The organism is Streptomyces sp. NPDC041713 (genome assembly GCF_055591085.1).
Genome location: NZ_JBVIZY010000002.1, coordinates 488,706 through 501,251 on the forward strand (window position 1 = coordinate 488,706; position 12,546 = coordinate 501,251).

The 12,546-nt window shown below is 72.5% G+C and carries 11 protein-coding genes; 5 read left to right on the plus strand and 6 right to left on the minus strand.

The window, feature by feature from the left end; translation table 11 throughout:
* Positions 1-86: 86 nt before the first annotated feature.
* On the minus strand, positions 87-1,928 hold the full coding sequence (locus ACZ6CV_RS07035) for a phosphoenolpyruvate carboxykinase (GTP) (protein WP_469249928.1): 1,842 nt from the start codon (positions 1,926-1,928) through the stop codon (positions 87-89).
* A gap of 292 nt (positions 1,929-2,220) precedes the next feature.
* Between ACZ6CV_RS07035 and trhA the strand changes: the two genes are divergently transcribed.
* The 3 genes from trhA to ACZ6CV_RS07050 all read left to right on the plus strand — a co-directional run bounded on the left by trhA (position 2,221) and on the right by ACZ6CV_RS07050 (position 4,450).
* A complete protein-coding gene (gene trhA, locus ACZ6CV_RS07040; RefSeq protein ID WP_469249929.1) occupies positions 2,221-2,937 on the plus strand; it encodes a PAQR family membrane homeostasis protein TrhA in 717 nt (238 codons plus the stop codon).
* Positions 2,938-3,021: 84 nt separating this feature from the next.
* On the plus strand, positions 3,022-3,681 hold the full coding sequence (locus ACZ6CV_RS07045; protein ID WP_469249930.1) for a TetR/AcrR family transcriptional regulator: 660 nt from the start codon (positions 3,022-3,024) through the stop codon (positions 3,679-3,681).
* 4 nt (positions 3,682-3,685) lie between these two features.
* On the plus strand, positions 3,686-4,450 hold the full coding sequence (locus ACZ6CV_RS07050; RefSeq protein ID WP_469249931.1) for a Mut7-C RNAse domain-containing protein: 765 nt from the start codon (positions 3,686-3,688) through the stop codon (positions 4,448-4,450).
* Here ACZ6CV_RS07050 and ACZ6CV_RS07055 read toward each other — a convergent pair.
* A complete protein-coding gene (locus tag ACZ6CV_RS07055; RefSeq protein WP_469249932.1) occupies positions 4,411-4,866 on the minus strand; it encodes a nuclear transport factor 2 family protein in 456 nt (151 codons plus the stop codon). The two genes, ACZ6CV_RS07050 and ACZ6CV_RS07055, sit on opposite strands and share 40 nt — an antisense overlap.
* Before the next feature lie 122 nt (positions 4,867-4,988).
* A complete protein-coding gene (locus ACZ6CV_RS07060; protein ID WP_469249933.1) occupies positions 4,989-7,010 on the minus strand; it encodes a thioredoxin domain-containing protein in 2,022 nt (673 codons plus the stop codon).
* Between the two features lie 113 nt (positions 7,011-7,123).
* On the opposite strand from ACZ6CV_RS07060, the gene ACZ6CV_RS07065 reads away from it, so the two are divergent.
* Positions 7,124-10,375 carry a tetratricopeptide repeat protein gene (locus tag ACZ6CV_RS07065; RefSeq protein WP_469249934.1) on the plus strand — a complete coding sequence of 1,084 codons (3,252 nt, stop codon included), beginning with the start codon at positions 7,124-7,126 and terminating at the stop codon, positions 10,373-10,375.
* A 67-nt stretch (positions 10,376-10,442) separates the two neighbouring features.
* Here the strand turns inward: ACZ6CV_RS07065 and ACZ6CV_RS07070 are convergent, their stop codons facing one another.
* From ACZ6CV_RS07070 to mca, 3 genes are all read right to left on the minus strand, one after another.
* Positions 10,443-10,691 (minus strand): SCO4226 family nickel-binding protein, encoded by a 249-nt coding sequence (locus ACZ6CV_RS07070; protein ID WP_358710200.1) that lies wholly within the window; start codon positions 10,689-10,691, stop codon positions 10,443-10,445.
* A 147-nt stretch (positions 10,692-10,838) separates the two neighbouring features.
* On the minus strand, positions 10,839-11,033 hold the full coding sequence (locus tag ACZ6CV_RS07075) for a hypothetical protein (RefSeq protein ID WP_388666014.1): 195 nt from the start codon (positions 11,031-11,033) through the stop codon (positions 10,839-10,841).
* A gap of 19 nt (positions 11,034-11,052) precedes the next feature.
* A complete protein-coding gene (gene mca, locus ACZ6CV_RS07080; RefSeq protein ID WP_355804189.1) occupies positions 11,053-11,913 on the minus strand; it encodes a mycothiol conjugate amidase Mca in 861 nt (286 codons plus the stop codon).
* A 136-nt stretch (positions 11,914-12,049) separates the two neighbouring features.
* Here mca and ACZ6CV_RS07085 point away from each other — a divergent pair, with 136 nt between their 5' ends.
* Positions 12,050-12,481 carry a DUF4307 domain-containing protein gene (locus ACZ6CV_RS07085; protein WP_469249935.1) on the plus strand — a complete coding sequence of 144 codons (432 nt, stop codon included), beginning with the start codon at positions 12,050-12,052 and terminating at the stop codon, positions 12,479-12,481.
* Positions 12,482-12,546 lie beyond the last annotated feature (65 nt).

A 12,546-nucleotide genomic window follows, 5' to 3' on the forward strand; every position in this document is an offset into this window, starting at 1 on the left:
AAGGTGTTCGAGATGCGAGCGTGTCACACGGCCGGGCCCCCGCACGACTGCGTGCGGGGGCCCGGCCACAAGCGGAACGGCTGGGGTCAGCCCAGGCGCTGCACCAGCGCGCGGTACTCGTCCCACAGCTCCTTGGGCGCGTGGTCGCCGAAGGTGTTGAGGTGCTCGGGGACCAGGGAGGCCTCCTCGCGCCAGACCTCCTTGTCGACCGTGAGCAGGAACTCCAGGTCGTCCTTGGCCAGGTCGAGGCCCTCGGTGTCCAGGGAGTCGACCGTCGGCAGGATGCCGATGGGGGTCTCGACGCCCTCGGCCTTGCCGTCGAGGCGGTCCACGATCCACTTCAGGACGCGGCTGTTCTCGCCGAAGCCGGGCCACACGAACTTGCCGTCCGCGTTCTTCCGGAACCAGTTCACGTAGTAGATCTTCGGCAGCTTGGACTGGTCCTTGTCCGCGCCGACCTTGACCCAGTGGGCCATGTAGTCGCCCATGTTGTAGCCGCAGAACGGCAGCATGGCGAACGGGTCGCGGCGCAGCTCGCCGACCTTGCCCTCGGCCGCCGCGGTCTTCTCGCTCGCCACGTTCGCGCCGAGGAAGACGCCGTGCTGCCAGTCGAAGGACTCGGTCACCAGCGGCACCGCGCTGGCGCGCCGCCCGCCGAAGAGGATCGCCGAGATCGGCACGCCCTTGGGGTCCTCCCACTCGGGCGCGATGATCGGGCACTGCGAGGCGGGCGTGGTGAAGCGGGCGTTCGGGTGCGCGGCCGGGACGCCGGACTCGGGCGTCCAGTCGTTGCCCTTCCAGTCGGTGAGGTGGGCGGGAGTCTCCTCCGTCATCCCCTCCCACCAGACGTCGCCGTCATCCGTCAGCGCGACGTTGGTGAAGACCGAGTTGCCCCACAGGGTCTTCATGGCGTTGGCGTTGGTGTGCTCACCGGTGCCGGGCGCGACGCCGAAGAAGCCGGCTTCGGGGTTGATCGCGTAGAGCCGGCCGTCCTCGCCGAAGCGCATCCAGGCGATGTCGTCGCCGATGGTCTCCACGGTCCAGCCGCGGACCGTCGGCTCCAGCATCGCGAGGTTGGTCTTGCCGCAGGCGCTCGGGAAGGCGGCGGCGACGTACTTGCTCTCACCCTTCGGGGGCGTGAGCTTCAGGATCAGCATGTGCTCGGCGAGCCAGCCCTCGTCGCGGGCCATGACGGAGGCGATGCGCAGGGCGTAGCACTTCTTGCCGAGCAGGGCGTTGCCGCCGTAGCCCGAGCCGTACGACCAGATCTCGCGGTCCTCGGGGAAGTGCGAGATGTACTTGGTGGAGTTGCAGGGCCACGGCACGTCGGCCTCGCCGTCGGCCAGCGGCGCGCCGAGCGTGTGGACGGCCTTCACGAAGAAGCCGTCCTCGCCGAGCTCGTCCAGGACCGCCTGACCCATGCGGGTCATCGTGCGCATGGACACGGCGACGTACGCGGAGTCGGTGATCTCGACGCCGATCGCGGAGAGCGGGGAGCCGAGCGGGCCCATGCAGAAGGGCACGACGTACATGGTGCGGCCGCGCATGGAGCCGCGGAAGACGCCGCCCCGGCCGTCCGAGCCCTGGAAGATCTCCCGCATCTCGGCGGGGTCCTTCCAGTGGTTGGTCGGGCCCGCGTCCTCCTCCTTCGCGGAGCAGATGAAGGTGCGGTCCTCGACGCGCGCGACGTCGGTGGGGTCGGAGGCCGCGTAGTACGAGTTGGGCCGCTTGATCGGGTCGAGCTTCTTGAACGTCCCCTTGGCGACGAGCTCCTCGCACAGGCGCTCGTACTCGGCCTCGGATCCGTCGCACCAGACCACCCGGTCCGGTTGTGTCAGTTCGGCGATCTCGTCGACCCAGGAGGCGAGCTCCCGGTGGTTGGTCGGGGCAGTGCCCAGGGACAGGGGAGCCGCGATGTCGCGCGCCACGATTGCTCCTAATCGAGGGGTTTTTGGGATGTATGCCCCGTGGGGGCTGCGACCCGGACGCTTCACGTGTACGAACTTTGGCGCTCATCCGGTGCCGACCGCACTCATTTGATCATCCGACGCGTTTGCCCATCTGTCCAGAGGGCTTCACACCTGAGCGGCGTGAGCATCGCCACTTGTACGGGTACGGGTATGACGGCCCGGATCCGTCCGCTTGATCCACTACGCGGCCCTGGTACCGGCGCCCGCTCACTTGATGCGTGACTTACGGGCCCGTAGGTACGATGCCGGGATGACCGCCCCTGTCCCCGCAGCGAGCTCGCAGCCCGCGGACAACCCCTCGATCGTCCCGTCCCCGGACGAGATGCCGCTCCCCGTCAAGCCGAAGATGCGCGGCTGGCTGCACGCCGGCATGTTCCCCGCGGTGGTGATCGCCGGACTGGTGCTCACCGCGCTCGCGGACTCGCCGCGCGGCCGGCTCGCCTGCGGCATCTTCGCCCTGAGCGCCTGTCTGCTGTTCGGCGTGAGCGCGCTGTACCACCGGGGCGACTGGGGCCCCAGAGCGGACCGCGTCCTGCGCCGCCTGGACCACTCGAACATCTTCCTGATCATCGCGGGCACCTACACGCCGCTGACGATGCTGCTGCTCCCCGAGTCGAAGGGCCAGTGGCTGCTCTGGGGCATCTGGGGCGCCGCCCTCGCGGGCATCGCCTTCCGCGTCTTCTGGGTCGGCGCGCCCCGCTGGCTCTACACCCCGTGCTACATCGCGATGGGCTGGGCCGCGGTCTTCTTCCTGCCGGACTTCATGCGCACGGGCGGCGTGGCGGTGCTCGTCCTGGTCGTCGTCGGGGGATTGCTCTACAGCGCGGGCGGCGTGATCTACGGCATCAAGCGCCCCAACCCCTCCCCCCGCTTCTTCGGCTTCCACGAGGTCTTCCACTCCCTGACCCTGGCGGCCTTCGTGGCGCACTACGTGGGCATCTCCTTGGTCGCCTACCGCCACGGCTGACCCACCGCTCCCTTCCCTCCACGGCGTCGCCGCCCTGGTGGCCGAGCCGCTCGCGGCCGCCACCGATGACCGACAATGAGCCGCATGACGGCCGCACGTACCCCCGCTCCCACCGCCGCGCCTCCTCTGGGGCTGCGTGAGCGGAAGAAGCTCAAGACCCGTCTCGCCATCCGGGACGCCACGTACCGGCTGATCCGGGAGCAGGGGTACGAGGGGACGACCGTCGAGCAGATCGCGGAGGCCGCGGAGGTCTCGCCGTCCACGGTCTTCCGCTACTTCCCGACCAAGGAGGACATCGTCCTCACCGACGAGTACGACCCGCTCATGGAGAGCGAGTTGCGGGCGCGGCCGGCCGACGAGCCGATCGTGGAGTCGCTGCGGCACGTGCTGCGGCGGGCCGTGGGCCTCGGCTTCGCGGAGGAGCCCGAGGTCTCCCGGCTGCGGACGAAGCTGATGATCGAGGTGCCCGCCGTGCGGGCGCGGATGCTGGAGAGCATGTCGGTCACCGGCCGCGTCGTGTGCCGCGTCATCGCCGAGCGCACCGGCCGCGACCCCGACGGCCTGGAGGTGCGGGCCTTCTCCATGGCCCTGATCGGCGCGCTCACCGAGACCGCGGCGTACTGGGCGGAGCACGACCACCGAGACGACCTGCCCACCCTCGTAGACCGGACGCTCGACATGCTGGCGGGCGGCTTCGCGGGCACGAAAATCGCCGGTGACACCGGCCCCGTCATGCCATCCTGACGGCATGAACGGTCCGCAGATCCTCGTCGAATTCGCCCCCGAACTGGGGATTTTCGTCCCGCACGAGCGCCGGGGCGGCCCCACCACCGCGGTGACGGACGGCGCGTCCACGCTCGGGCACGTCGTCGAGTCGCTGGGCGTCCCGCTCACCGAGGTCGGCGCGCTGGTGGTGGACGGCGACGAGGTCCCCGCCGCCCACGTCCCCGCGGCGGGCCAGCGCGTCACCGTCCGCGCGGTCCCGCGCCCCCAGCGGGTGCCGGGCGCCCCGCTCCGCTTCCTCCTCGACGTCCACCTCGGCACGCTCGCCCGGCGCCTTCGCCTCCTCGGTGTCGACACGGCGTACGAGAGCACCGACATCGGCGACCCGGCCCTCGCCGCCCGCTCGGCGGCCGAACGGCGCGTCCTGCTCAGCCGCGACCGGGGCCTGCTGCGCCGCCGCGAGCTGTGGGCGGGCGCGTACGTCTACAGCGACCGCCCCGACGACCAACTCCGCGACATCCTCGGCCGGTTCGCCCCCGAACTGCGCCCCTGGACCCGCTGCAGCGCCTGCAACGGCACGCTGCGCGCCGCCACGAAGGACGAGGTGGCCGACCTCCTGGAGGGCGGCACCCGCGGGACGTACGACGTGTTCGCGCAGTGCGGGTCCTGCGCCCGCGTGTTCTGGCGGGGCGCCCACCACGACCGGCTCGAGGCGATCGTGGAGGGGGCGGTGGCGGAGTTCGGGGGCTCCTACGCCGCGGCGGCCGCACCCTTCGACGCGAACGCCTGAGCCACCGCCAAGCTGTCCTCGTAGACGTGGTGGCGAGTGACGAACCCGCCCTCGACCGTGAGATGCAGGGCGAAGCGGGCCCGGTAGGCGCGTCCGGTGGAGCGGGCGGTCTGGCGGATTTCGCCGAGCACCACCGCGTCGGCGCCGTCGACGAGGATGCGCTCGACCTGGGTCGCCACCTGCTCCGGCACATGGTGCTCGGCGAGCTCGCGATAGTGTGCGGCCGCATCGGCCCTGGTGGTCCGGTGCCGGATCCACGGCGTGGCCGCCCTGCCGTGCTCGGACTCGGGCCAGTCCAGCTTCCAGTCGCCCCGCTCGGCGTACAGCTCGGCGATGCGCTCGGGGTCGCCCTCGCCGATCCGCCGCAGCAGTTCCTCGACGACGGTACGGGTGTGCTCAGGTGTGGCGGCGGACATGGCTGGCCTCTCGGTCCCGGCCCGCGTCCGGGCGGCGCGGGCAGAACCGCAGTCTCTCCGGCGCGGACCGGCCGGGGCGATTACCTCGCAGGTAATCGCCCGGCACCCCCTTCCGCGACTGCCTAGGAGAGCAACCCCGCCAGCACCGCCGGATCCGTCGTCGGCGCGTCGCACGTGAAGTCGCGGCAGACGTACGCCGCCGGGGCCCCGTCGACCAGCGGGCGGTCGGCGAGCAGGGGGAGTTCGTCGCCGCCCTCCGGGCCCGCCGCGACCACCGCGCCCGGGGCCGTGCCAAGGAGCGCCGTGCGGTGCAGGTCGCCCAGGACCTCGCCGACCACCGCGACCTCGCGGGGGCCGTCGAGCGCCGCCTCCGCGACGGCGAGGCCGTGGCCGATGAAGCGCGGCACGCGCGGGCCGAGCGCCTTGACGATGCCGAGCGCCCGCTCCGCCGCGGTGCGGTGCGGGGCGGCGCCCGTCTGGGCGGCGTACGAGAGGAGCGCGCCCGCGGCCGCCGTCCACCCGGAGGGCGCCGCGTTGTCCGTGGGGTCCTGCGGGCGGCGGATGAGCCGCTCCGCGTCCGTCGCGGTGTCGTACAGCGCGCCGCTCTCCGCGTCCACGAACTGCGCGAGGACGTGGTCGAGGAGGAAGCCCGCGAACTCCAGCCACACGCCCTCGCCGGTCACCGAGGCGAGCGCGAGGAAGCCCTCGGCGACGTCGGCGTAGTCCTCGAGGACCCCCGCGTTGGCGCCGGCCCGGCCGTCCTTGGAGGTACGGGTGAGCCGCGCGCGCTCGTCCATGTGGAGCCGGACGAGGAGGTCGCCCGCGCCGACCGCGGCCGCGATCAGGTCCGGCCGGTCGAAGTACGCGCCGACCTCGGCGAGCGCGGCGACCGCGAGGCCGTTCCACGCGGCGACCACCTTGTCGTCCCGCCCCGGCGCGGGCCGCTCGGCGCGCGCCGCGAGGAGCCGCTCACGGATCGCCGAGAGCCGTGCGACGTCCGCCGTGGGCCCCTCCGCCCGCGGCAGCCGCAGCACGGAGGCGCCCTTCTCGAAGGTGCCCTCCTCCGTCACGCCGAAGCAGGCCATCGCGAGCTCCGCGTCGTCCTCGCCGAGAACCTCCCGCAGCTGCTGCGGCGTCCACACGTAGTACGCGCCCTCGACGTGCTCGCCGGTCGCCGGGTCCTCGCTGTCCGCGTCGAGCGCGGAGGCGAACCCGCCCTCGTTCGTGCGCAGTTCACGGACCATGAAGTCCGCGGTCTCCAGGGCGACGCGCCGGGCGAGGTCCGATCCGGTGGTCCGCCACAGGTGGGCGTAGGCGCGGCACAGCAGCGCGTTGTCGTACAGCATCTTCTCGAAGTGCGGCACGGTCCACTCGCGGTCCACGGAGTAACGCGCGAAGCCGCCGCCGAGCTGGTCGTAGATGCCGCCGCGGGCCATGTGCTCGCAGGTCTCGGCGGCCATCTGCAGGGCGCCCTCGGCGCCGGTGCGGGCGTAGTGCCGCAGCAGGAACTCGATCGCCATGGACGGCGGGAACTTCGGCGCGCCGCCGAAGCCGCCGTGCGCCGCGTCGTAGTCGCGGGTCAGACCGAGCAGCGCCTGCGCCAGCTCGTCCTCGCCGGGCCGCTCGTCGGTGTTGTGGGTGAGCTGCCGCTCCCCGAGGTCGCGCACGATCTTGCCGGCGACCTCGGCGACCTCGCCGCGCCGGTCCGTCCACGCCCGGTGCACGCCGTCGAGGACCTGCGCGAAGGAGGGCATGCCGTGCCGGGGCTCCGGGGGGAAGTACGTACCGAAGTAGAACGGCTCGGCGTCGGCGGTCAGGAAGACGGTCATGGGCCATCCGCCCTGCCCCGTCGCGGCCTGCACGGCCTCCATGTAGACGGCGTCGACGTCGGGCCGCTCCTCGCGGTCGACCTTGATGTTCACGAACTTCTCGTTCATGAGCGCGGCCGTCGCGGCGTCCTCGAAGGACTCGTGGGCCATGACGTGGCACCAGTGGCAGCTGCTGTATCCGACGCTGAGCAGCACCGGCACACCGCGCTCGCGCGCCGCGTCGAAGGCCTCGGCCGACCAGGGCCACCAGTCGACGGGGTTGTCGGCGTGCTGCAGGAGGTAGGGGGACGTCTCATGGGCCAGTCGGTTCGCCATACCCCCATCCTCGCGCACCCGACCCCCCGATCCACGGACGCCCTCGCGCCCGCGCCCCGTACGCAGGACACTTGGCACCGCAGGGGAACCGTTGATCTCGGAGGGGGAGCCATATGCGGGACAGCCATCGGGCCGAGGCCGAGGGGCTGTTGGTGCGGGCCGTCGAGGAGGAGGTGCGGCGTTCGGGCGGGCGCGTCGACGGGGGCGTGCTGCTCTCGCGGGCGCGCGGCGCGCTGGACGTCATGGCGCAGACGGCGGCCGAGGAGTACGCGACGTACACGGGGGCGCTGGACGCGGCGCAGGCGGGGCAGCTCACCTTCGGGCAGCGCTTCGCCCGCGAGGGCGCGGGAACTCCCTTACTGGTGGCGGTGGTTGCCGCCGTCGCGGCCGGGGTCAGCGACCTGTCGTTCGGGACCAGCGCGGGCACGGCGCTCGGCACCGGCCTCGTCGTCGCGGTGGCGGGCGCCGCGGCGACCGTCCTGAAGGTGACGGCCTCGCACGTGCCGGCCGCCAGCCGGCGCGCGGGCGAGCTGAGCCGGCCGGGCGGTGCCGAGCAGCTGCGGCTGCAGTGGCTGACGGCCCTCGAGGTGCGCGGCATCCGGCCCTTCCTCGACCAGCAGCGGGTCCTCGCCGCCTCCACCGGCACACGTACGGCGAGCAAGTCCGCGCCCCGGCTGCGCGGCACGGACAAGAGCGCGGCCGCCCGCCGGCGCAACGTACTGCAGCAGTCCTTCACCCAACTCCCGGAGACCGCCGAGCCGTTCGTGGGCCGAAGGGCGGAGCTGGGCCGGATCGCGCAGTGGGTGCACGCCGCGCGCGCCAGCACCGACACCCGGCCCACCGTCGTCGTGCTGCACGGCGTGCCGGGCTCGGGCCGCACCTCGCTGGCGGTGCGGGCCGCGCACGACCTGCGGGACCAGTTCCGCGGCGCGTGCGTCGTGGACCTGCGCGGCGCCGCCCCCGAGGACACCCCGCTGTCCACCCGGGACGCCCTGCTGCATCTGCTGAACCGGCTGGGCGCCCCGCGCGAGCAGCTGCTGTTCCGGGAGCGTTCCTCGCCCGAGCAGCAGGTCAAGCGGCTCAGCGAGCTCTACCACCAGTATCTGACCGGCCTGCCGGTCACGATCGTGCTCGACGACGCCGGCGACATCGAGCAGATCCGCACGCTGATCCCGGAGCGCTCCGACAGCCTCGTCCTGGTCACCGCCCGCGAGCCCCTCGAACTCCCCGGGGACCTGCCCGCCTGGGTGCACCTGCTGCCGGTCGAGGCGCTGGACGAGGCCGCCGCGGAGCAGCTGCTCCGGGAGGCCGCGGAGGACCTCTCCGGGCCCTACGACGCCGAATCGGGCGACGCCGTACGGGAGTTGTGCGGCGGCCTGCCGCTGGCGCTGCGCGCCGCGGGCTCCTCGCTCGGGCCGCGCACACCGCGCGCGCTCGCCGCCGACCTCGCGGCCTACGGGCCCGCCGAGAAGGTCGGCCACGTCGAGCGGGTCCTGTGGCTGCGCTACAGCGACCAGGCGGAGCCGGCCCGGCGGCTGCTGCGCCGGCTCGCGCTCGCCGGGCGCGCCTCGCTCGGCACGTCCGCCGCCGCTGCGCTGCTCGGCACGGACGAGCAGGAGGCGGCCCGCCAGCTCACCGCGCTGTCCCGCGCGGGCCTGGTCGACCGGCCGAGGCCCCGCGGGCACACGGACGCCGCGTCGCCCTCGGCCGGCCGCTACCGCCTGCACGATCTCGTACGGTCCTTCGCCCGCGCCCGGCTCCTCGACGAGGAGGAGCCCGCCGAGCGGACGGCCGCGCAGGAGCGCCTCATCGCCAGTTACGGCGAGCTCGCCGACACGGTGATCCGGCTGGTCGACGGCAAGACGTCCACGCGGGCCGATCAGTTCGGGCAGCACGGCTTCACCTCGCTCGACGCGGCGCTGCGCTGGCTGGACGACGAGTCGTCCTTCATCACGGCGGCGCTGCGGCACGCGGAGGGCGTCGACCAGCGGGCGGTGCTCAACCTCCTGGGCGCCCTGTGCGACTACTGCCTGCTGCGCGGCGACCTCTACCGCCTGGGTGAGATCAACGAACTCACCCAGGCCATCGACCAGGGGCTGCTCGGCCGCAGCGTGCAGTGGCGCACCGGCATCGCGGCCCGCCAGCTCGGCGAGCTCGACCAGTCCCGTACGACGCTGAACTCCGTCGTCGACCTATACTTCGAGGCCCACCAGGACGCGGCTGCCGCCCGCGCGCTCGGCTCCCTCGGCATCACCCTGCACCACCAGGGCAATCTGACGGAGGCCGCGGCCCGGCTCACCGAGGCGCTGGAGCTGCAGACCGCCGAGGAGCTGGCCGGCGACCGCGCGTGGACGCTGCACGCGCTCGCGGCCGTCGAGCGGGACCGCGCCCACCTGGCGCACGCCCTGGACATGCTGCGGACCGCGCTCGCCCTGCACCGCGACAGCGGTTCGGTGCACGGCGAGGCCTGGACGCACTTCCAGCTCGGCCAGCTCTGCCTGCGGATGGGCGACGTACCGCGCGCGGAGCAGGAGCTGCGGGACGCCCTCGACCTGTACGGCCGCACCCACGACGCGCGCGGCGAGGCCTGGGCCCTCACCCAGCTGGCGCGGGCCCGCCTCGTGGACGGCGACCCGTCCCCCGCGGTGGACGGCCTGCGCCAGGCGGTGTCCCGGCACCGCGACAACGACGACGCGCGCGGCGAGGCGTGGTCCCTGTACTACCTCGGTCAGGCCCTGGAGGAGACCGGCGACCTCGACGAGGCGGTACGCGACCTGGAGCGGGCCCGCACGATGTTCTCCCGGATGCGGGACGTGTACGGCCTGGCGTGCGCGCGGCACCACTCGGCGCGCGTCACCCGCGACCAGCGCGCCGCGCAGACCGGCTCGCTGCGCAACTCCGGTTTCGCCCGCCAGCTCCTGGTGGACGCCCGCGCCGACTTCCAGCGCATCGGTGTCGCGCACGGCGAGGCCTGGACCTGTCTGGAGCTCGCGGTCGTGGACGCGGGCAACACCCGGGCCCAGCAGGCGCTGGCCCTGTGCGACGAGGCCATCGGGCTCTTCGACTCCTACGGGGACCGGCGCGGCGGCGACTGGGCGCGCTTTTTGCGCTGCACCCTGCTGCCGTACGGGTCGCCGGGCGGCTGGGAGATCGGCACGGCGGTCGCCCAGGAGGAGCTCAGCCAGCTCGCCCGCGCCGACCACCCGACGCGCGACGGCAAGCTCACGGACTACGTCGAGGCGTACGGCCTGCTCCTGGAGCGCGGCGCCGAGCTGGAGACGGGCTGGCAGGCCTGGCGCCTGGGCATGGTTCCGAACCGGCACGCGCGGGAGGTGATGGGCGTGGACGTGCCACAGCCGAGCTGACCCGCGGCGCATGCCGCAGCCGAGTCGACCCCGCGCCGCACCTGCAGCGCACCCGCGAGGCCGCCGCTCACACCGTCAGCGGCACCTCGTGGACCTCGTCGGCGCGGTGCCCGGCGCGTTCGTGGACGCGCTGGACCGCGTCGGCCGACGGGGCCTCGGAGAGGCAGTAGACCGTGCCCGACTCCGGGTCGGCCCAGGCCTTCTCGAAGTGCACGCCCTCGTCCTTCTCGATGGCGAGGTCCGCCTGGTGGGCCTGCTTGAGCTGCTCGGCGGTGATCCCCGCCATCCCGTGGTGGACGTCCATGTACCGGGACATGGCGTCGCACCCCCTTCCGACTCTCCTCGTCCGGAGCCCCGGAACCACCGGCCCGTGCCGGCACCGGCTCCGCTCCCTCCATCGTGCGCCCGCGGGGCAGGCGGAGCGACCGGGAGCGGCAGGCAAAGGTGGGCAGGTGGGGGGCGGCTACTTCTCCTGGGAGACGGGCTCCTTCTCCGAGGTCTCGGGCTCCTTGAAGTCGACCTTCCGCATGTGCTTGTTCATCGACTTCATCAGGCCCCAGACGGCCAGGGCCATCACCGCGAAGACGATGAAGCCAAGCACGCCGGGAGTCACCTTGTCGTCGTCGACCTCTTTGGCAAGAGGGACGAGATGCGTCATTGCCAGATGTGCGTTCACGCTAGGCATTGTCGCGGATGCCCGCAAAGAGGTCGTCCTCGGGGAGGGACGTATCGACGAGCGACTTGGCGAGCTCGTACTCCTCCGTGGGCCAGACCTCCTTCTGGATCTCCATCGGGACGCGGAACCAGCCGCCGTCGGGGTCGATCTGCGTGGCGTGCGCGATCAGGGCCTTGTCGCGGATCTCGAAGAAGTCGGCGCACGGCACGTGCGTGGTCAGGGTGCGCTCGACCCGCCCGAACTCGTCCCAGCGCTTGAGCCAGTCCCCGTACGGCGACTCCAGGCCGCGGTCGATCATGGCGTGGTGCAGCGCCTCGGTGCGCGGCCGGTTGAAGCCCTGGTTGTAGTAGAGCTTCTGCGGCTGGAAGACCGGGCCGAACTCCGACTCGGGGTACTTCTCGGCGTCCGCCGCGCCGTCGAAGGCCACCATGGAGATCTTGTGGGTCATGATGTGGTCGGGGTGCGGGTACCCGCCGTTCTCGTCGTACGTCGTGATGACCTGCGGACGGAACGAGCGGATCTGCCGGACCAGCTCACCGGCCGCCTTGTCGACGTCCTGCAGGGCGAAGCAGCCCTCGGGGAGCGGCGGCAGCGGGTCGCCCTCGGGCAGGCCGGAGTCGACGAAGCCGAGCCAGTCCTGCTTGACGCCCAGGATCTCGCGCGCCTCGTCCATCTCCTTCCTGCGCACCTCGTGGATGTTCTCCTGGATGTAGGCGTCGCCCTGGAGCTTGGGGTTGAGGATGTCGCCGCGCTCGCCGCCCGTGCAGGTCACGACGTGCACGTCCACCCCCTCGGACACGTACTTGGCCATGGTGGCCGCGCCCTTGCTCGACTCGTCGTCGGGGTGGGCGTGCACGGCCATCAGTCGCAGCTGCTCAGTCAAGACTCGATCCTCAAGGTATTGGGCGCCCTCGTGATTCCGGCGCATCAGGCGGCTTCTATAGTGACGGAACCGGGGGGCGGAAAATTCCGGCATCCCCTGTTTCTGGAGGACGATCATGGCGGCGGTGGGCTCGCAGCTCCCCGAGGGGCGTCCCGGGGACCTCCCCGAGGGCCGGTACGGCCGCTCGCGCACGGCCGACGAGGCCGCCGACCGCAAGCTGAAGATCATCGGCGCGGTGCTCGGCGTGCTCCTGCTGGGTGTCGTCGGCTGGTTCGGCTACGACTACATCGCCGGTACGAAGATCAGCGGCGAGGTCATCAAGTACGACGTCGTCTCGGACCACGCCGTCAAGGCCCACCTGGAAGTACGCAAGGACGCCGGCACGCGCGGCTACTGCACCCTGCGCTCGCAGGCCGAGTCCGGCGACGAGGTCGGCCGCGCGGACTTCCACTTCGACCGGCACACGGACCGTATCGACCAGGTCATCACGCTGCGCACGAAGGCCAAGGCCACCAACATCGAGCTGCTCGGCTGCCACTCCGACTGACATCGCCGGGCTTTACCGCGTCCACCTGCGGTGACGTAAACGTGGCGGCTTATGTCCTCCCCCTC

Excerpts from the sequence above, each read along its gene's own strand:
- trhA (WP_469249929.1), top strand. The coding sequence starts at position 2,221 with ATGACCGCCCCTGTCCCCGCAGCGAGCTCGCAGCCCGCGGACAACCCC.
- ACZ6CV_RS07045 (WP_469249930.1), top strand. The coding sequence starts at position 3,022 with ATGACGGCCGCACGTACCCCCGCTCCCACCGCCGCGCCTCCTCTGGGG.
- ACZ6CV_RS07050 (WP_469249931.1), top strand. The coding sequence starts at position 3,686 with ATGAACGGTCCGCAGATCCTCGTCGAATTCGCCCCCGAACTGGGGATT.
- ACZ6CV_RS07055 (WP_469249932.1), bottom strand. The coding sequence starts at position 4,866 with ATGTCCGCCGCCACACCTGAGCACACCCGTACCGTCGTCGAGGAACTG.
- ACZ6CV_RS07060 (WP_469249933.1), bottom strand. The coding sequence starts at position 7,010 with ATGGCGAACCGACTGGCCCATGAGACGTCCCCCTACCTCCTGCAGCAC.
- ACZ6CV_RS07065 (WP_469249934.1), top strand. The coding sequence starts at position 7,124 with ATGCGGGACAGCCATCGGGCCGAGGCCGAGGGGCTGTTGGTGCGGGCC.
- ACZ6CV_RS07070 (WP_358710200.1), bottom strand. The coding sequence starts at position 10,691 with ATGTCCCGGTACATGGACGTCCACCACGGGATGGCGGGGATCACCGCC.
- ACZ6CV_RS07075 (WP_388666014.1), bottom strand. The coding sequence starts at position 11,033 with ATGACGCATCTCGTCCCTCTTGCCAAAGAGGTCGACGACGACAAGGTG.
- mca (WP_355804189.1), bottom strand. The coding sequence starts at position 11,913 with ATGGCCGTGCACGCCCACCCCGACGACGAGTCGAGCAAGGGCGCGGCC.
- ACZ6CV_RS07085 (WP_469249935.1), top strand. The coding sequence starts at position 12,050 with ATGGCGGCGGTGGGCTCGCAGCTCCCCGAGGGGCGTCCCGGGGACCTC.